Below are 18,950 nucleotides of genomic sequence, written 5' to 3'. Positions count from 1 at the left end.
CGGCCGGGAGGCGAGCGGTCCTAAGTCCGAAGTCCTCCGTCACCCGGTCTGAGACCATGGGAGCGTGAAAGAGATTCGGCGCGGCACGCTTCAGGAGCAGACCTTCTACGAGCAGGTCGGCGGGGAGGAGACCTTCCGCCGACTCGTCCACCGTTTCTACGAGGGCGTCGCCGGGGACCCGCTGCTGAGGGCGATGTACCCGGAGGACGACCTGGGCCCGGCCGAGGAGCGCTTCGCCCTCTTCCTGATGCAGTACTGGGGCGGCCCGACGACGTACAGCGACAACCGCGGCCACCCGCGGCTGCGGATGCGCCACGCGCCCTTCCAGGTCGACCAGGCCGCGCACGACGCGTGGTTGAAGCACATGCGCGTCGCCGTCGACGAGCTCGGGCTGTCCGAGGAGCACGAGCACACGTTGTGGAACTACCTGACGTACGCGGCCGCTTCGATGGTGAACACGGCCGGCTGAACAAGGCGGGACCGGACACGGTCGGCTGACCGCCGTTCACTGAGTGTCGGATTCCGGTCGTACGGCGCCGGTATCCGGTCACAATCCGGTCAAGCAGTAGTCGCAAACGGTTACTCACCGCCGGTCCCCTCTGGCAGCATCGCCGGGGAAGATCCGGACGACGGCGGGGGGCCGGGTGGGGTTCGTCCTGGTGCGCGCGCGGGCGCACCGCCTGTTGCTGGCCGCCGCGCTGCTCACCGTCCTGCTGACCACGGCGGTCCTCACGACGCTCACCGCCTACTCGGGCGCGATCGGCGACGCGGCGCTCCAGCACTCCCTGAACGACGCCCGCAACGCCCCCGACACCGCCCTGATCGTCAAGGCCGACGTCCCGCCGGCCGACCGTCCGGCCGCCGACGCCGCCGTACGGAAGGCGGCCGGGCGGACGTTCGACGGGCTGCCGGTGACCGTGCGGACGCTGAAGCGGTCGGGGCCGTACGCGCTGCCGCGTTCGCTCCAGCCGCGCGCCGAGCGGTCCGGGGACCCGGATCTCACCTACTTCGGGGCGCTGGACCGGACGCAGGTGCGGCTGGTGGCGGGGCGGTTCCCGCGTGCGGCCGGCTCGGGGGACATCGAGGTCGCGCTGCCGCGCACCGCCGCCGAGGGCCTCGGTGTGAAACCCGGTACCCGCCTCACCCTCGCGAACCGGCTCAGCGGCCCCGAGGCGCACATCCTCGTCACCGGCGTCTACCGGCCCGCCGTCGCGAGCGCCGCCTACTGGCTCCTCGACGACCTGCGCGGCCGCGGCCTCAGCACGGCCGGATTCACGACCTACGGCCCGCTGCTCACCGATTCCACGAGCCTCGCCGGGTTGAGCGCCGGGCCGTCCGCGTGGCTCGCGTCGGCCGACTTCTCCACGGTGACGACCGGGCGGATCGGCGCGCTGCGCGAGGCGGCCCGCACGGGCGGCGCGTCACTGCGCGGGGCGAGCGTGATGAGCGGGACGACCGCCGCGACGACCTCGCTGCCGGACGTACTGGACCGGCTCGACCGCTCGTTGCTCGTCTCCCGCTCCACGCTGCTGATCGTCGCGCTCCAGCTCGCGCTGCTCGCGGGCTACGCGCTCCTGCTCGTGGCCCGGCTGCTGAGCGCCGAACGGGCGGGCGAGAGCCGGTTGTTGCGAGCGCGCGGCGGTTCACGGGCGCGGATCGCGGGCCTGTCGGCGGCGGAGGCGCTGCTGCTCGCCGTACCGGCGACGGCAGTTGCGCCGCTGCTGGCCGGGCCGCTCACCGAACTGCTGGCCGGGCACGGCGCGTTGGCGCGCATCGGCCTGCACCTGGACACCCCGGCGAGCGGCCGGGCGGGGGTGTGGCCGGCCGCCGCGGCCGTGGCCCTGGGCTGCGCGCTCGCGGTGACGCTCCCCGCGCTCACGTCCTCCTTCGAGGGCGGCCGGGCCCGCGCCCTGCCCGCTCCGCTGCGCGCGGGCGCGGACATCGGCCTGCTGGTCGTGGCCGGGGTCGCCTACTGGCAGCTGAACCGGCAGACCTCGGGAGCCGTCAGCGCCGACAACTCCGGGACCCTGGGCATCGATCCCCTGCTGGTCGCGGCCCCCGCGCTCGCCCTGCTCGCGGGCACGGTCCTGACGCTACGGCTGCTGCCGCCGGTTGCACGGCTCGCCGAGCGCCGGGCCACCGCCGGGCGGGGGCTGCCGCTGGCGCTGGCGGGCTGGCAGTTCAGCCGCCGCCCGATGCGCGGCGCCGGGCCGGTCCTGCTGCTCGTGCTCGCCCTGGCGCTGGGCATGCTCGCCATCGGGCAGAGCGCCTCCTGGAACCGCTCGCAGAGCGACCAGGCCGACTTCCAGGCCGGGGTGCCGGTGCGCGTACTGGCCACCGGGGAAGGCGGGTTGGGCCGCACGGAGACCTACGCGAACCTCCCGCACGTACGGGAGGCAGCCCCCGCCGTCCGCACCTCCCAGTCCCTCTCGGGCGACCGCACGGCGACCGTGCTGGCCCTGGACACGGCCCACGTGTCGGACGCGGTGCTGATGCGGCGGGACCTGACGTCGGGCCGTCCCGTGGGCCCGCTGCTGGCCGGCCTGGGGCCGAGGGGAACCACGGCGGGCACCGAAATCCCGGCGGGAACAACGGAGTTCACCCTGCGCGCGGGCATCGGCGGGACGGGCCCGAGGACCACGGTCGACGTCACGGCCACGGTCGAGGACCGCTACGGCACCCCGTACCAGGAACCGCTCGGCCAACTCCCCACCGACGGACGGCAGTACGACCTGAAGGCGGACGTCTCCGCGTCACCCGGCCCGCTGATCCTCACCGGACTGCAACTCGACATGCCCCAGCCCGGCGAGCACTCCTCCCGACACCGGCTCACGGTCGGCGGGTTGAGCGCCACGGACGCCGGGGGAAAGATCCGGCCGCTGCCGCTGCCGGCCGCCTGGACGGGGCGGGCCTCGGCCAGCGAGTCGTACGGCTCGCTCTCCAACCCGCCCACCCCGAAGGTGAGTTCGGCAAAGCCGCTGACCGTCGACTACGGCACGGGATACATCCCGGGCAAGGACATCTGGACGGTCTCCGCCGTCACGGTGCGGCTGCGGGTCGTGCAGCCCCCGGCACCCGAGATCACGGCCGTCGCCACCGACCGCTTCCTTACCTCGGCGGGCGCGCGCACCGGGCAGCGGGTGCAGGTGACGCTCGGCGGGGAGAACCTGCCGGTGCGGATCGTGGCGGCGGTGCGGGGACTGCCGACGACGGGTGATGCCGCGGAGGGCGACGGCGGTGCGCTGCTGGTCGATCTCCGGTCCGTGGACCGGGTGTTGGGGACGCGCTTCGTCGACGGCGTCACGCCCACCGAGTGGTGGCTGGGGACGGCGCCGGGCGACGCGACGGATGTGGCCGCGGCGGTGCGCGCCCTGCCCGACGTCGATCCCGGGGAGGTCGTGGTGCGGGAGGAGATCGCCCAGGAACTGCGCGACGACCCGTTCGGCGCCGGCCCCGAGGCCGCGTTCGCCGCGGCGGCCCTGGTGGCGGCGGCGCTCGCGGCGGTCGGGTTCGCGGTGAGCGCGGCGGGCTCGTTGCGGGAGCGCGGCGCCGAGTTCGCCGTGCTGCGCGCGCTGGGCGCCCCGCGCCGCCAGTTGGCCCGGATGATCGCCGCCGAGCAGGGCGTGCTGGTCGCGCTGGCCCTCGTGGTGGGCGTGGCGCTGGGGACCGTACTGACCCGGGCGGTGATCCCGCTGATCGTCCTCACCGCCCAGGCCACCCGCCCGGTCCCGCGCGTCCTGGTCGAACTGCCCGTCGCACGGGTGACGTTGCTGCTCGTGGCGGTGACGGTGACCCCACTGGTCGTCACAGCGGCGCTGGCACTACGGCGGACCGACCCGGCGACCTCGCTCCGCGAGGAAGGAGGTGAGTGACATGAACGCCGCACCCGTCTCCGCGACCGCCCCCTGGATCCGCACCCGCCTGCGCGCCGCCCCCGGTGCCGCCTGGGCGCTGGCGTTGCTCGTGGCGGTGACCGCCTGTCTGGCCGCGGCGTTCCCGCGTGCGCTCGACCGGTACGAGGACGCCGGGCTGCGGAACTCCGCCGGACAGGCGGGACCCGGCCGGACCTCCATCCAACTCTCGGACACACAGCCGGACTTGATGCTCCCGCAGGATCAGCGCGAGGCCGACCTGCGTCCCGACGCGCTGCGCACGCGGTACGACCGTGTCCGCGGCGTGGTCGGCCGTCCCCTCGTCATCGACCCCGCCCAGTCCGCGTACGGCGTGCGCCCCGCCGACAACCCCGCCGTGCCGGACCCTTGGATACCGCGCCCGAACGGCCTGCCCGCGCAGGTCTACCTCGCCACCCAGAGCGACCTCGCCGGCCACGCGACCGTACGGGAGGGCCGGTTGCCGCGCACGTCGGGCCAAGTCACCTCACAGACCCCCGAGATCGAGGCCGTCGTCACCGCCGCGACCGCCAACAGCCTGCACATCAAGGTGGGTTCGGTCATCCACGTACCCGGCGAGGGCCGCGCCCCGCTCGCCGTCCGCGTCACTGGCATCCTCACCCCGCGCGACCCCGCGGGCGCCTACTGGTCGGCCCAGCCGCTGCTGCGCACCCCGACCCTGGTCGTCCTGCCGACGCCGGAGCAGCCGAAGTACTGGCTCGGCGCACTGCTGTTGGCCCAGGACGCGGCCCCCGCCCTCCTCGGCACCGGCGCGAAACCGGGCCCGTACTGGCAGTTGGCCCCCGACCCGACCACCCTGCACGCCCGCGACCTGACCGGCCTGAAGAGGGCCGTCGCCGCACTCGAGTCGGGCCCCGGCCTCCAGCAGGTCCGCACCTTCACCACCCCCGACACCGACCTGAGCACCGGCCTCGACGACGTGTTCGCGACCTTCGGCGAACTCCGCTCCGGCATCCGCCCGTTGACCGCCGTCGCGGCCTTCGGCACCGGCACGGTCGCCGTCGTCGTCCTGCTCATGGCGGGCGGCCTCACCGCGGACCGCCGCCGCACCGAACTCGCCCTGCTCCGCGCCCGGGGCGCCTCCCTGCGCGGCCTCACCGCCCGCCTGCTCGCCGAGACGGCCGTAACAGCCGTACCGGCAGGCGCACTTGGCCTGACCGCCGCGCTGCTCGCCATCCCCGAGGGCCGCCGCTCCTACGCCGTCGCCGCCGCCCTCGCGGTCACCCTCACCGCGTCCGCCGCACTCCCCGTACGCGCCGCGCTGACCCATCGGACCGTACGCGTCCACGGCCCGCGCGAGGACGTGACGACCGTACGTCCGTCCCGGCGCCGCACGGTCGCCGAACTCACCCTGCTGGTGGTGGCGTCCAGCGCGGTGGAGGCCCTGCGCAGACGCGGCACGTCGGGCCCGGCGGGCGATCAACTGGTCGCACTGGCACCGGTGTTGGTCGGGGTGATCGCCGCACTGATCCTGGTACGGGTCTATCCGCTGCTGCTGCGCCGACTGGCCCGCCCGGCCGGTCGACTGCGGGGCGCGGTGGGCCATCTGTCGCTGGCCCGGGCGGGCCGCACCTCCGCCTCCGCGGTGCTGCCGCTGCTCGCCCTGCTCACCGCGCTGACCACGGCCGCGTTCGGCGGCTCGGTACTGGCGGGCGTGAGCGACGCACGCGACCATGCGGCGCTGCTCGCCGTCGGGGCGGACGCCCGCCTCGACGCGACCGCTCCCCTGCCCACCGAACTGCCCGGCAGGGTAGGACGGTTGCCGGGGGTGCGCGGGCTCACCGAGGTGAGCATCACGGACCAGGCGAAGCCGAGGGACGGGCAGGACGCGGTGCCACTCGTGGGCGTGGACCCCGGCAGCTACGCGGAGTTGACGGGCCGGACAGGCCTGGGGGCCTTTTCCGAAAGCCAGTTGAAGCGCCCCACGGGCTCGGGCTCCGTACTCCCGGCCCTCGCCTCCCCCTCCGTGGCGACCGCCTACGGCACCCGCCCCTTCCTCGTACGGCTGCCGGACACCAGCGCCGTCACCGTGCGGATCGTGCTCGTCCGGGACGGGACCCCGGCCGTCGCCGGCGCCGACTTCCTGGTCGTGGACCGCGCCGGACTGTCCGGTACGGCGACCCGGCCGACCTCGCTGCTGGTGACCGGCGACCAGGTGAGCGGAGCCGCGCTGCGCAAGGCGGCCGGGTCCTCGGCGGGTGTGACGGTACGGGCCGAGGAACGCGCCCGGTACGTCGACTCGCCCCTCCAGTCCGGCGCCGAGCGCATCTACACGGCGGCGGTGCTGGCGGGCGCCGGTTATGCCGTCCTGGCCCTGCTCCTCTCCCTGCTGCGCGCGGCCCCGGAACGCGCCGCCCTGCTGGCCCGCCTCCGCACGATGGGCCTCACGCGAGCGCAGGGCCGCCGTCTGCTGGTGCTGGAGTCCCTGCCCCAGGCCCTGTTGGCGGCGGCGGGCGGCGCGCTCACCGGCTGGGCGACGATCCGTCTGCTCGCCCCGGGCTTCGACCTGACGTCGGTGGCACTGGCCTCGGCGCAGAGCCCGGTCGGGGAGGCCCGGTTGAGAACCGATCCGGTGTCGCTGGCCGTCCCCGCGATCGGGGTGCTGCTGGTGGCGGTGGGCGTCGCGGTGGTGCAGGCGTGGTGGTCCGGACGGCGGGGCTCCGTACGGGAGTTGAGGGCGGGAGATGCGCGGTGAGCCGTAGCGGAGTCTCCTGCGGGAGCGGCAGCTCATATGGAGAAGACCTAGGAGAGCGTCGATGACCACGAATCCCACCCTCGCCGACCTGGCCGCCCGCGCCACCGAGAGCCGCAACCGGCCCGCCTTCGGGCATGACGCGCTCATCACCTGTGACCGGCTGGTCCGTATCTTCACCACGGACGGGGTCGAGGTCCAGGCGTTGCAGGGGCTCGATCTCCTGGTCAGGGAGGGCGAGTTGATGGCGCTGGTGGGGGCTTCGGGCAGTGGTAAGTCCACGCTGATGAACATCCTCGCCGGGCTGGACACACCCACCGCCGGTGCGGCCCGGGTCGCCGGCCGGGATCTGCTCACGATGACCGCCAAGGACCGGCTCGCCTACCGTCGCGAGGTCGTCGGGTTCGTCTGGCAGCAGACCTCCCGCAATCTGCTCCCCTATCTGACGGCCGCTCAGAACATCGCCCTGCCGATGCAGTTGTCCGGCATCCGCTCCGGGCGCCGCGCGAAGGCCGAACGCGCGCTGGAACTCCTGGAGTTGCTGGAGGTCGCCGACTGCCGTGACCGGCGCCCGCGGGAGATGTCGGGCGGCCAGCAGCAGCGGGTGGCGATCGGGGTGGCCCTCGCCAACGCCCCGGCCGTGCTGCTCGCGGACGAACCCACCGGCGAGCTCGACTCCCACACCGCCGAGCAGGTCTTCGCCGCGTTCCGCACCGCGAACGAGCAGTTGGGCACCACCATCGTGATCGTCACCCACGACCAGGCGGTCGCCGGCGAGGTCCGCCGCACGGTCGCCATCCGCGACGGCCGCACCTCCACGGAGGTCCTCCGGCGCAGCCAGGTCGACGCGACGACGGGCCACGAGACCGTCGTGGCGAGGGAGTACGCCATGCTGGACCGGGCGGGCCGGCTCCAACTCCCGGCCGAATACACGGAAGCCCTGACCATGCGCGACCGGGTGGCCCTGGAACTGGAGGCGGACCACATCGGCGTCTGGCCGGACGACAGCGAGCAGCAGTGACGGACGGCGCGCTCAGCGCACGCTGACGCCCAGTGCCCCAAGTCCCGCCCTGCGTACGGCGATCGAGCCGTAGGGCGTGCGCAGGCGCAGCCACGCGCCCGACGAGAAGAGGCCCGACTCCCCGCCGGGGCGCAGGAATCCGAGCGACTGTGCCGCGTGGACCGCGCGCACCGGCAGTGCGGTGTCGCCGACCGTGCGGGACCAGATCTCCCGCCCGACGCGGTCGAGTTCGGCGCGCGTACGGGTCTCGGGGGTCAACTCCTGCGTACGGGAGCGGAATTCGGCGACTCCGGCCGCGATCATCCCGTGCAGCGCCTGCTGGCCCGGGAGGCCCGGCTCGGGCGTCCAGCCGCCGCGTGGGGGCAGGACACCGGCCCACGGCGGGCCGGTCACCGCGGCCGGTACACCGGCCGTGGCCGCCAACTCATCGAGGGATTCCAGGAGTTCACCGGCGGAGACGGTCACGTCGAGGGTGACGTCGAGGCCGTTCTCGTACGGCTTGGCGAGGCGTACCGCGCGGACGGCGAGGACCTCGAAGGACGGTGGCCGGCCGAAGACCGCGAGGGCCGTGCCGGCCGCCTGGAGGCGGACCGCGGCGGCGCGGTCGTAGTGGAGCAGCCGGGAGAGGAAGGCCGCGAAGTCCGCCGCCTCCCCTTCGTCGGCGAGGTGCAGGACCGTCATGCCGCGACGGCCTCGTCCTCGTCGTCGTCCCGGTATTCCTCCAGGAACTCCCGTTCCTCGGCGGTGATCCGGCGCGGTCGCTGCGTCTCGAAGTCGAACGGGACGACGACCGTGGAGGCCCGGACATAGATCTGGTCGCCGTCCTTCACCTCGTAGGTGATGGTGAAGGACGCCGCCCTGATCTCGGTGATCCACAGCTCGATGTCCACCGGTGTGTGCCGGTGGACGAGCTGGCGTTTGTAGTCGATCTCGTGGCGCGACACCACCGACCCCTGCTGGAAGTCCTTCTCCGGGCGGAACAGGAAGTCGATACGGGCTTCCTCCAGGTAGCGGAGGAAGACCACGTTGTTGACGTGGCCGTACGCGTCCATGTCCGCCCAGCGCAGTGGGCAACGGTAGATGTGGCGCAAGAAGATCAGCCCCGGGTCAGCTTCTTGTAGGTGGCGCGGTGCGGACGCGCCGCGTCGGCACCGAGTCGCTCGACCTTGTTCTTCTCGTACGACTCGAAGTTGCCCTCGAACCAGTACCACTTCGACTCGCCCTCGTACGCGAGGATGTGCGTCGCGACCCGGTCAAGGAACCAGCGGTCGTGGGAGATGACCACGGCCGCACCGGGGAACTCGAGCAGCGCGTTCTCCAGCGAGGACAGGGTCTCCACGTCGAGGTCGTTGGTGGGCTCGTCGAGGAGCAGCAGGTTGCCGCCCTCCTTGAGGGTCAGCGCCAGGTTCAGGCGGTTGCGCTCACCACCGGAGAGGACACCGGCCGGCTTCTGCTGGTCCGGGCCCTTGAAGCCGAAGGCGGACACATAGGCCCGCGACGGCATCTCGACCTGGCCGACGTTGATGTAGTCGAGCTCGTCGGAGACGACGGCCCACAGCGACTTCTTGGGGTCGATGTTGGCGCGGCTCTGGTCGACGTAACTGATCTTGACGGTGTCGCCGACCTTGATGGAGCCGGAGTCCGGGGTCTCAAGGCCCTGGATCATCTTGAACAGCGTGGTCTTGCCCGCGCCGTTGGGACCGATGACCCCGACGATGCCGTTACGCGGGAGCGTGAAGCTCAGGTCGTCGATGAGGACCTTGTCGCCGAACGCCTTGGAGAGGCTCTGGACCTCGACGACGATGGAGCCCAGACGCGGGCCCGGCGGGATCTGGATCTCCTCGAAGTCCAGCTTCCGCATCTTGTCGGCCTCGGCTGCCATCTCCTCGTAACGGGCGAGGCGCGCCTTGGACTTGGTCTGACGGCCCTTGGCGTTGGAGCGGACCCACTCCAACTCCTCCTTGAGCCGCTTCTGGCGCTTCTCGTCCTTGCGGCCCTCGACCTTGAGGCGGGTGGACTTCTTGTCGAGGTACGTGGAGTAGTTGCCCTCGTAGGGAATCGCACGGCCGCGGTCCAGTTCGAGGATCCACTCGGCGACGTTGTTCAGGAAGTACCGGTCGTGAGTTACGGCGACGACGGCGCCCGCGTACTTCGTGAGGTGCTGCTCCAGCCAGTTCACCGACTCGGCGTCGAGGTGGTTGGTGGGCTCGTCGAGGAGGAGCAGGTCCGGGGCTTCGATCAGCAGCTTGCAGAGCGCGACGCGGCGCTTCTCACCGCCGGAGAGGTTGACGACCGGCCAGTCGCCGGGCGGGCAGCCCAGCGCGTCCATGGCCTGCTCCAGCTGCCCGTCGAGGTCCCAGGCGTTGGCGTGGTCCAGGTCTTCCTGGAGCTTGCCCATCTCGTCGAGGAGGGCGTCCGAGTAGTCGGTCGCCATCAGCTCGGCGACCTCGTTGAAGCGGTTGAGCTTGCCCATGATCTCGGCGGCGCCGTCCTGGACGTTCTCCAGGACCGTCTTGGTCTCGTCCAGCTCCGGCTCCTGCATGAGGATGCCGACGCTGAAACCGGGCGTCAGGAACGCGTCGCCGTTCGAGGGCTGCTCAAGGCCCGCCATGATCTTGAGAACGGTGGACTTACCGGCACCGTTCGGCCCGACCACACCGATCTTCGCGCCGGGCAGGAAGCTCAGCGTCACGTCGTCAAGGATGACCTTGTCGCCGTGCGCCTTGCGCGTCTTGCGCATGGTGTAGATGTACTCAGCCAAGAGAAACCGTCCGGCAGCTTGAAATCTGGAGTGGGCAGATGTAGTCCATACTGCCTGAGGTCCCGGCTTGGGTGGTAACTCGTTTGGCCGGGGGGCTGTGAGCTGGGGCTTCGGTCGGCGCCCTGTCTCACCACCCGCAGTCGATGTCGGTCATACCTCCTCGGATCACCGGATCGGTACTCGTACCGCTGATCAGCAGCAGGCCCCCGTCCCGCTCCCATTTCATTTCGTACGTGCCGCCGGCGACGGGCCGGTACCCGTCGTCGACCACCCAGGAGCCCGCCTCGCCCCAGGCCAGGCCGGTGCGCCCCACCGCGTACGCCTCGCCGTCGCCGATCATGAGGAACGACGTCTCCCGTACTACGGCCGTGCAGCCGCCGGGTCCGGTGGGGCGCAGCACGTGGTACTCCGCCTCGTTGATCAGGTCGCCCAGCGCTCCCCACGCGATGCCGGACACCGCCACGGCGATCAGCAGATTCCTCGCCGGCCGCACCCACCTGGCTCGCGTCGCCGGGAGCCGTACGGCCTCCGCCCGGCGGGCCGCCCTGATGAAGGTCCGCCACAGAACGAGCGCTAGCACGAGGAGAACACCGCTCACCTCCCAGCCGGGGACCACCCGCCCCCACACGAGCAGCAGGAGGTCGCTCCAGCTCGCCACGGCGGCGAGAGCCAGGCTCCCGACGCCCGCCGCCGCGAAGGCGCCGGGCGACAGTCCCACGCCGTGCTGTATCCGTGCTTCGGTCATGGCGGGTACGACTCACCGAGGGCGCCGACAGTTGCGCCGGGAAACCGGCGGGAGTGCCGCCGGCCGGTGTCTCCTCAGCCCTGGCCGGGCTTGCGGTCCCGCAGCAGGACGAGGGTCGTGGCGCCGATGCCGACCAGGCCGAGGGCGAGGACCGTGATCATCGGGGTGATGCCGGAGCCGCCCGTCTCGGCGAGGTTCGTGTCGACGGTGGTGCCGCCCACCGTCGCGGGGCTCGGTTCGCTGAGCGTCTGCGTCACGTCGCCGCCCGCGTCGCTCTGCGTCCGGCAGTCGAGGACCCCGGTGAACCGCTTCTCGTATCCGTTCGGCGCCGTGATCGTGAAGTCGTACGCCTGGTCCTCCTGGAGGGGGACCGTCACCGTCGCGGACTTCCCGGCGTCGATGCCGTGCTCGACGCCCATCAGCTCGAAGGTGAACGTCGCGTCGCCCTGGTTGGTCGCGGTGATGTCCAAGCCGCCCTCGGCACAGTTCTTCTGCGCCGACAGTGCCGGTATGGCACCGGTCTCCGCCCAGTTCGCGCTCACGGCCGCGGCGACCGTCGACTCGCTGGAACCGGCGAGGATCTGCGTCTGGCTTCTGCTCTCGGAGGTGAAGGCCCGGCCGACGGGCACGGTGGTGGAGGCCTGCACGGTCAGGTCGGCCGACCCGGCCCCCGCGTCCTCGGGCACGTCGAAGAACACCTGGCTGCCGTCCGCCGCGGACGTGACGACCTTGCCGTCCTTGTCGACGATCCGCACCCCGGTCGTGGCGGCGTCCGCGGGCGGCGTGACCGTCACCCCGTTCGCGTTGGTGTGCACGGTCACCGGGCCGAGCCGCTCACCGGGGTGGCCGGACACGGCGGGCGGGTCGAGGGTCAGCGAGGCCTTCGGCTCCGCCACGTTCCGCGCGCTCTTCTCCAGGTAGTCCGCGAGCTTCTCGGCCTGCGGGTCGACCGCGTCGACGTCGGCGCCGTCCGAGTAGCGCCAGATGGCCACCTGGGTACCGGCCGCGGCGTCACTCTCGGTCAGGCCCTTGGTGCCGGCCTTCGCGGAGAGCGCCGCCAGGTCGTTCACCTGCGGGTAGGAGTGCTGCAGGATCCAACTGATCTTGCCCGCGCTCTTGTTGGCGCCCAGCGAGGTGCCGCTCCACGCCGTCTCGTGGTACTTGGCGTCCCGCTGGGTGGGGTTGCGGAGATCGACGCAGTACGTCTGGAGGGTGCCGCCGCCGTCCACGGACATCTCGAACAGGCCCGCGGAGACCCGCGTGTCGCCCCCGTCCTCGTGGAGCACGGCCTCGCCGTACGTCTTCAGCCCGCCTATGGTCGCCGTGGCCCCGCCCTGGGTCTGCGGTGTCTCGTCGGCGACGGCCGGGCCGGCGGCGGCCAGCACTCCGGCGGCGACGAGTCCGCACGCCCAGGTCGCGGCGACGAAGCGCACGGCGCCTCGGCCGCGCAGGGACAGCGCGGAGAACACAGACAAAGCAGATGACACGGAATTCCCCTTCGAGCAGGACCCGTCGACGTGGGGGCGCGGTCCCACCAGCAGAATCAAAGCGCCGGGAGCTGTGCCCGAGCTATGCCCGGCATCCTAGGGACGCGGGCGCACCGCCTTCTCCGGTCGGGTCATCCGATAACCGATCCGACTCGGAATCGTTATCCCCAAGATCGCTCGCGAGCAGGGCTTATCGACAAATCCACCGGGTCTTTCGGAGCGCATTCATCGATAAGCCGCAGTTCGATCAGCTCGGGGCATTCACTGACATCACGTCACCACAAGAGTTTCCGCCTGGTGTTGGTCGGCGGAATCGGCGTCGGTGGCGGAATCGGCGGCCGAATCCCCGCCCGGTGTCTCCCAGTTGGGCTCGGGCCGGGGCGGAGAGGCCGCCGTCTCCTGCTTGTTGGCCCGGCGGAAGGCCGAGGTGCCGCGCGCCAGGTCGTGGCCGATCGCCACCGCGTCGATGTCCGCCGAGGACCAGCTCGGCTGTCCCTCGCGTACTTCCGTCCGCACCTTCAGCCGTCCCTGGACGACGACGGGGTCACCGACCGACAGCGACGCCGCCACGTTCGTGGCCAGTTGGCGGTTGGCCCACACCGTGAAGAAGTTGGTGTGGCCGTCCGTCCACACGTTCTTCTCGCGGTCGAAGTAACGCGCGGTCACCGCCAGCCGGAAGCGCGCCGACGGTCCCGTCGCCAGATCCCGGTACATCGGCTGGGTCGCCACGTTCCCCACCGCGCACACCATCGTCTCGTTCATCGCGTGTCCCTCCCTGACCCGGCCCCGCGGGGACGGGCGGAAACGCGTACGGGCCCGTCCCGTACGGCTGCAGTCAGACTGCCTCCGCCGAGCCGGGCCCGCTGAGCGCTGTGGACCACCGCCCACCTGTGGAAAACCTCGTCACCCGGACGAGGGAACGACGTCCGGACCGGGGTTCACCCGGCCCCGACGCCCGCCCCCGTGACCCGCGCGTACTGCTCCCGCACCTCCCGGTACCGCAGCAGCTCCGCGGCCAGCGGATCGAGCACCCGCGCCCGTCCGCATCCCGCCGCGGCCTCCCGCAAGCGCCGCTCGGCGTCGAGGCCGTAGCGCCGGGCGGGGCCGCGGGCCGCCAGCCGGCAGCTCCACTCGACGAGCGGGCCGCCGATGATGCCGGCCACCATCAGCAGCACCGGCACGCCCAGGTTCGGTGCCATGAACCCGATGATCTGGCCCAACAGCCAGAGCCCGCCCACGACTTGGAGGATCGTCATGGACGCCTGCGCCAGTACGGCCGCCGGCCACCAGCCCGGCCGCGGCGGCCGCCCCACGGGCAGCCCGGCCCGCGCGGCGAGCTCGTCCAGCGCCTCGGGCAGCCCCTGCGCCCCGCGTACGGCCGCCTCGCGCACCGCCTGCGCCCACGGCGCCGGGAGCCCGCCGGAGGCCCGGTCGGCGACCGTACGGACCGCCTGTTCGACGCGCTGGCGTGCCGTGGCCTCCTCGTCCGCCTGCGCGCGGACCGGCAGCCGGCCGGTGGTGGGTTCGCGCCGGTCGTTGTACCAGCGCCACAGCCGCAGCCAGGGTGTGCCGCAGGCGCGGTTGGCGTTGCGCAGCCAGGCGCGTTCGGCGGCCTCGCCCGCCGCGGTGGCGCCCACCGAGTCCGCGAGCCGCGCGGCGAACTCGTCCCGCGCCTCCTCGCTGAGCCCGGTGCGCCGCCCCGTGGCGTAGACGGGCCGCAGCCGCCACGCAGCCGCGTCGACATCGGCTGAAATTCGCCGTGCGGCGGCTCCACGATCCCCCACGAACTGGCCCAGAACCTCGCGCAGTTCCGGGATGCCGTCCCCGGTGAGCGCGGACAGGGAGAGCACGGTCGCGCCGGGTTCGCCGTACTCCCCCAGGGCGATCCCGTCCTCGTCGAGCAGTCGCCGCAGATCGTCGAGGACCTGGTCGGCCGCCTCCCCGGGGAGCCGGTCGATCTGGTTGAGGACGACGAACATGACCTCCGCGTGGCCCGCCATCGGCCGCAGATACCGCTCATGGAGGATCGCGTCGGCGTACTTCTCCGGGTCGACGACCCAGATGACCGCGTCCACGAGTGCCAGTACCCGGTCGACCTGCTCGCGGTGCGCGACGGCCGCCGAGTCGTGGTCGGGCAGGTCCACCAGGACGAGGCCGCGCAGCTGGGCCTCCATCTCGGCGCTCTGCAAGGGGCGTCGGCGCAGTCGCCCCGGGATGCCGAGCCGGTCGATGAGGGTGGCCGCGCCGTCGCTCCAGCTGCACGCGATGGGCGCGGCGGTGGTGGGCCGTCGTACGCCCGTCTCCGAAATGGCCACTCCGGCGAGCGCGTTGAAGAGCTGCGACTTGCCGCTGCCGGTGGCGCCCGCGATGGCGACGACGGTGTGCTGCCCGGAGAGCCTGCGCCGCGCGGCGGCCTCGTCGAGCACCCGGCCCGCCTCCGCGAGGGTCCCGCTGTCGAGCCGGGTGCGGGAGAGCCCCACGAGTTCGCGCAACGCGTCGAGACGGGACCGTAGCGGCCCGTCGTACGCCAACGGGGCCGGGACGTGGGCGGCTTGTGCGGCGTGCGCGCTGTGCGCGGCCTGCGCCCGGGAGGCCCTGATCTCCACGGCGGCGGCCTGCTGTGCCGCCGTGGTCTCGTTGACCCGCCGCGCGATCAGCCCGTCGTCCCAGGAGCCGGTCGACTCCTCGGGGTCCGCCGGGTCCGCGGACGCCTTGGACTCCGTACGGCCTGTGGTGTCGGCGTCGGCCGGCACACGCGCGTGGTCGTCGGCGTCCTCCAGGTCACCCGTTTCCTCCGCGTCCTCTACGGGAGAGGGGTTTTCGGGGCGCTCGTCCTGGGCGTCGGCATCCCGGCCGTCGTCCCCGTGATCGGCGTGAGCGGTGCGGTCGGTGTGGTCCATCTCGTCCGTGTGGTCCTGGTCAGTGACGGCAGTCACCGGTCACCTCTCCTTCTGCAGTACGGACAGCGCGGCGATGAGTTCGGCCTGGGGTTCGGGGTGCACGTCGAGGGCGTCGAGCGGGGCGAGCCGCCGTTCGCGCTCGGTGTGCACGACCCGGTCCAGGTGGTCGTTGAGCAGCCGCCCGGCGCGGTCGCGCAGCCGCAACGCGCCGTGGGCGCCGATCCGTTCGGCGAGCCCTTCGCCCGCGGACCGTGCCCTGCGGCCGCCCAGCAGCGCGGTGGCGACCAGGGCGGCGACCACCTCGGGATCGGGCGCGATGCTCCGGTCGAGGTCGGCGATCTCCTCCTCGGCGTACTCCTCCAGCTCGCGCCGCCACCGCCGTACGGCCATCCCGATGCGGTGTTCGGCGCTCTCCGGGGACGGATCGCGGTCGGTGAGCTCGGGGGCGCCTGCGGCCGGTTCGCGCCGCCAGGCGTCGTCCACGCGCTCGTCGGCGGCCGTGACGGCGCACAGCAGGAGTGCGGCGAGGCTCTCCGCGAGGGCGTCGAGCAGTTCGCCGGCCGAGCAGTCGAGCGGGAAGGCGCGCCAGCGCTTCAGCGCGTCCCCGGCGAGCACGGCCCCGGCCTGCAACCGCCCCCGCACACGTGCGTGCTCGCTGTCGTACGCCCCGTCGACGGCGGCCGTGAGCCGTAGCGCGGCCGCGTACTGGGCGGCGGCGGCACCGGCCAGTTCGGGCATCCGCGACTTGAGCGAGTCGAGGACGCCGTAGGCCGTACGGGCCATCGACTCCTGCCGGGCGCCCGGGTCCTGGGCCTGCTGCACGAGCCAACTCCGCAGCGGCGCCACGGCACTGGCCGGAAGCAGCCCCCCACCCCAGGCGGATTCGGGCAGTTCGGGCACCGTGAAGCGGGGCACGTCGCCGAGGCCAGCCTTGGCGAGCAGGGCGCCGTACTGTCGCGACACCTCGGAGACCACCTGGTGGGGCACCCGGTCGAGGACGGTGACCAGGGTGGCGTTGTGCTCCTTGGCGGTGCGCAGCAGATGCCAGGGCACGGCGTCGGCGTAACGTGCGGCCGTGGTGACCATGACCCAGATGTCGGCCGCGCAGATCAGTTCGGCGGCCAGCACCCGGTTGTCGGCCACCAGGGAGTCGATGTCGGGCGCGTCCAGGAGGGCGACCCCGCGCGGGAGGGTGTCGGCGGTCTCGATCCGCAGCACACGCATGCCGTCCTCACCGGGGAGGAGCAACTCGTCCCCCGGGTCCTGATGGGGCACCCACACGCGCGTGAGGTCGGGCAGCACCCGCATGCCGCTGAACCAGTGATGGTCCTCCGGGTGGCAGACGAGCACCGGTGTACGGGTCGTCGGCCGCAGCACGCCGGCCTCGCTGACCCGGCGCCCGACAAGGGAGTTGACGAGCGTCGACTTCCCCGCACCCGTGGAGCCGCCGACCACGGCCAGCAGGGGTGCTTCGGGTTCTTTCAGGCGGGGCACCAGATAGTCGTCGAGCTGGGCGAGCAGTTCGTCGCGATTGGCACGCGCGCGTGGAGCCCCCGCCAGGGGCAGCGGGAAGCGTGCGGCGGCGACACGGTCGCGCAGGGCGGAGAGTGCGTCGAGCAGCTGAGGCCGTACGTCCAAGGTCACCACATGTGAAGAATGCCCAATTTTGGGGTAATTCTGAAGCATATGAGCATGTCTGCGCGCCGACAGAACACAACGGACGGAAGGGATGACTGGGGCATGGGCACAGTCCAGGCATAACGAGTGCACAACACCCGTGGCGCCGGGCACCAAAAGCGATGCACGATTCGTACCTGCCTGCGATTATCAGGACCGCTTCACTGAACCTCCACATCGAGCCACGGAGGTGAAGCAACAGGGACAAGGACCCGGGAGCCCTATCCTTGTCCCCGGCAACGTCACGGACCGGCCCACACCCGGGCACACCACGACCGAGGCCACACACCCGGCCCCCGTAGCTCAGTGGATAGAGCAGGCGCCTTCTAAGCGCTTGGCCGCAGGTTCGAGTCCTGCCGGGGGCGCGCAGCCATATTCCGCGTTTCCACAGCTCAGGCGGCCTTCACCAATCGGCGCCGAGTTCGCGCACGCCGGCGGGAGCGCGGCGGAGCAGCCCCCGTCGAACTGGCCCGTACGGACCACGGGTTGATCGACGCGATCCGCGTCATACACGGTGACATCCGCGACACTCGCCGCGCTGGGAGCAGCCAGAGTCAGTGGCCAGGTCCGCGGGCCGTCCGGCAACTCCGCGATCGTCAGGCCGGGGTGACGACGCGCCACGCCCTCCAAGGGGCGTGAGCGCACGCGAAGTTATCGCCCGAGCGTCCGTCCCGCCCGGACCGGCTGCCGCCGAGGAACCCGGCGACGTACCCCATCCGGCCCCCGTAGGCATGCGCTACCCGACCGCATGTCACCTCAGGCCGGCCGGCTGCCCCGACGCCGGTTCACCTCGCCGCCCGGTTCTTGGGCCCGTGTCGTCGATTCCTCATCCGCCGAACGGACTTCGGGCATCACAGCCGACAGGCGTGCATGGCGGTGGTGAGGATCGCCCGAGCTCCCAGTTCGTACAGGCCGTCCATGATCCGCTGTGCCTCCTTGCCCGGGACCATCGCGCGGACGGCCACCCAGCCCTCCGTGTGCAGCGGTGACACGGTCGGCGACTCCAGCCCCGGGGTGAGGGCGATCGCCTGCTCCAGCCGGCCGGCGCGGCAGTGGTAGTCCATCATCACGTAGGCGCGGGCGATGAGGACGCCCTGAAGGCGGCGGACGAACTGCCGTACAGCCGGGTCGGAGGCGTCCGCGCCGGCGCGGCGGACGACGATCGCCTCCGACGTCGTGATCGGCTCGCCGACGACCGCCAGGCCCGCGTTGCGCAGGCTGGCGCCGGTCTCGACGACGTCGGCGATCACCTGGGCGACACCGAGTTCGATCGCCGTCTCCACCGCTCCGTCGAGATGGACGACGGAGGCGACCACCCCGTGGTCGGCCAGGTGCTTGGCGACGATGCCCTCGTACGACGTGGCGATGGTCAGGCCGTCGAAGTCGGCGATCTCCCGCGCGGTGCCCGGCCGGGCCGCGTACCGGAAGGTCGAGCGGGCGAAGCCGAGCGGCAGGATCTCCTCGGCGTTGGTGCCCGAGTCCAGCAGCAGGTCGCGGCCGGTGATGCCGAGGTCCAGCCGGCCGGACGAGACGTAGATCGCGATGTCCCGGGGCCGGAGGTAGAAGAACTCGACGTCGTTCTCGGGGTCGACGAGGACCAGTTGTTTGCCGTCCTTGCGCTGTTGGTAGCCGGCCTCGTGCAGGATCTGGGCGGCGGGCCCGGACAGGGAGCCCTTGTTGGGGACGGCGATGCGCAGCATGGGCCGGTCTCCTTCTCGTGAGAAACGACGGACGAGGGACAACGGGGGTCAAGGGC

At 72.3% G+C, this 18,950-nt stretch carries 13 protein-coding genes and 1 tRNA gene; 5 read left to right on the top strand and 9 right to left on the bottom strand.

The features are described from left to right. Positions 1-64 precede the first annotated feature (64 nt). From OG714_RS32700 to OG714_RS32685, 4 genes are all read left to right on the top strand, one after another. Positions 65-469, top strand: coding sequence for a globin (locus OG714_RS32700; protein ID WP_406126413.1), 405 nt, complete (start codon positions 65-67; stop codon positions 467-469). Positions 470-644: 175 nt separating this feature from the next. Beyond that, positions 645-3,872 carry an FtsX-like permease family protein gene (locus OG714_RS32695; protein ID WP_406126411.1) on the top strand — a complete coding sequence of 1,076 codons (3,228 nt, stop codon included), beginning with the start codon at positions 645-647 and terminating at the stop codon, positions 3,870-3,872. A gap of 1 nt (position 3,873) precedes the next feature. Continuing rightward, positions 3,874-6,606 (top strand): FtsX-like permease family protein, encoded by a 2,733-nt coding sequence (locus tag OG714_RS32690; protein ID WP_406126409.1) that lies wholly within the window; start codon positions 3,874-3,876, stop codon positions 6,604-6,606. 61 nt (positions 6,607-6,667) lie between these two features. Then, entirely contained in the window at positions 6,668-7,624 is a 957-nt protein-coding gene (locus OG714_RS32685) for an ABC transporter ATP-binding protein (protein ID WP_406126408.1), read from the top strand. 12 nt (positions 7,625-7,636) lie between these two features. Here the strand turns inward: OG714_RS32685 and OG714_RS32680 are convergent, their stop codons facing one another. The 8 genes from OG714_RS32680 to OG714_RS32645 form a co-directional block, all read right to left on the bottom strand. Next, complete coding sequence (locus OG714_RS32680) at positions 7,637-8,305, bottom strand: hypothetical protein (RefSeq protein WP_406126406.1); 669 nt, start codon at positions 8,303-8,305, stop codon at positions 7,637-7,639. Continuing rightward, positions 8,302-8,715 (bottom strand): acyl-CoA thioesterase, encoded by a 414-nt coding sequence (locus OG714_RS32675; protein ID WP_406126404.1) that lies wholly within the window; start codon positions 8,713-8,715, stop codon positions 8,302-8,304. Before OG714_RS32675 ends, OG714_RS32680 begins: the two co-directional genes overlap by 4 nt. Positions 8,716-8,720: 5 nt before the next feature. Continuing rightward, entirely contained in the window at positions 8,721-10,385 is a 1,665-nt protein-coding gene (gene ettA, locus OG714_RS32670) for an energy-dependent translational throttle protein EttA (RefSeq protein WP_406126402.1), read from the bottom strand. Between the two features lie 127 nt (positions 10,386-10,512). Further along, complete coding sequence (locus tag OG714_RS32665; RefSeq protein WP_406126400.1) at positions 10,513-11,130, bottom strand: hypothetical protein; 618 nt, start codon at positions 11,128-11,130, stop codon at positions 10,513-10,515. Between the two features lie 74 nt (positions 11,131-11,204). After that, on the bottom strand, positions 11,205-12,617 hold the full coding sequence (locus OG714_RS32660; protein ID WP_406126398.1) for a Cys-Gln thioester bond-forming surface protein: 1,413 nt from the start codon (positions 12,615-12,617) through the stop codon (positions 11,205-11,207). 270 nt (positions 12,618-12,887) lie between these two features. Beyond that, a complete protein-coding gene (locus OG714_RS32655; protein ID WP_406126397.1) occupies positions 12,888-13,379 on the bottom strand; it encodes a single-stranded DNA-binding protein in 492 nt (163 codons plus the stop codon). A gap of 176 nt (positions 13,380-13,555) precedes the next feature. After that, a complete protein-coding gene (locus tag OG714_RS32650) occupies positions 13,556-15,553 on the bottom strand; it encodes a GTPase (protein WP_406126395.1) in 1,998 nt (665 codons plus the stop codon). A gap of 3 nt (positions 15,554-15,556) precedes the next feature. Continuing rightward, positions 15,557-17,164 carry a dynamin family protein gene (locus OG714_RS32645; protein WP_406126394.1) on the bottom strand — a complete coding sequence of 536 codons (1,608 nt, stop codon included), beginning with the start codon at positions 17,162-17,164 and terminating at the stop codon, positions 15,557-15,559. 322 nt (positions 17,165-17,486) lie between these two features. Between OG714_RS32645 and OG714_RS32640 the strand changes: the two genes are divergently transcribed. Continuing rightward, positions 17,487-17,559 (top strand) — tRNA-Arg (locus OG714_RS32640). A 486-nt stretch (positions 17,560-18,045) separates the two neighbouring features. Here OG714_RS32640 and hisG read toward each other — a convergent pair. Further along, positions 18,046-18,894, bottom strand: coding sequence for an ATP phosphoribosyltransferase (gene hisG, locus OG714_RS32635; RefSeq protein WP_406126392.1), 849 nt, complete (start codon positions 18,892-18,894; stop codon positions 18,046-18,048). Positions 18,895-18,950: the final 56 nt, after the last annotated feature.

The sequence above is a fragment of the Streptomyces sp. NBC_00989 genome, assembly GCF_045162655.1.
Lineage (GTDB): Bacteria > Actinomycetota > Actinomycetes > Streptomycetales > Streptomycetaceae > Streptomyces.
The sequence above is the reverse complement of the archived record's forward strand: the minus strand, read 5'-3'. Positions and strand labels throughout refer to the sequence as shown.

Coding starts and splice junctions, on each gene's coding strand:
- OG714_RS32690 (WP_406126409.1), top strand. CDS start 3,874: ATGAACGCCGCACCCGTCTCCGCGACCGCCCCCTGGATCCGCACCCGC.
- OG714_RS32685 (WP_406126408.1), top strand. CDS start 6,668: ATGACCACGAATCCCACCCTCGCCGACCTGGCCGCCCGCGCCACCGAG.
- OG714_RS32680 (WP_406126406.1), bottom strand. CDS start 8,305: ATGACGGTCCTGCACCTCGCCGACGAAGGGGAGGCGGCGGACTTCGCG.
- OG714_RS32665 (WP_406126400.1), bottom strand. CDS start 11,130: ATGACCGAAGCACGGATACAGCACGGCGTGGGACTGTCGCCCGGCGCC.
- OG714_RS32655 (WP_406126397.1), bottom strand. CDS start 13,379: ATGAACGAGACGATGGTGTGCGCGGTGGGGAACGTGGCGACCCAGCCG.
- hisG (WP_406126392.1), bottom strand. CDS start 18,894: ATGCTGCGCATCGCCGTCCCCAACAAGGGCTCCCTGTCCGGGCCCGCC.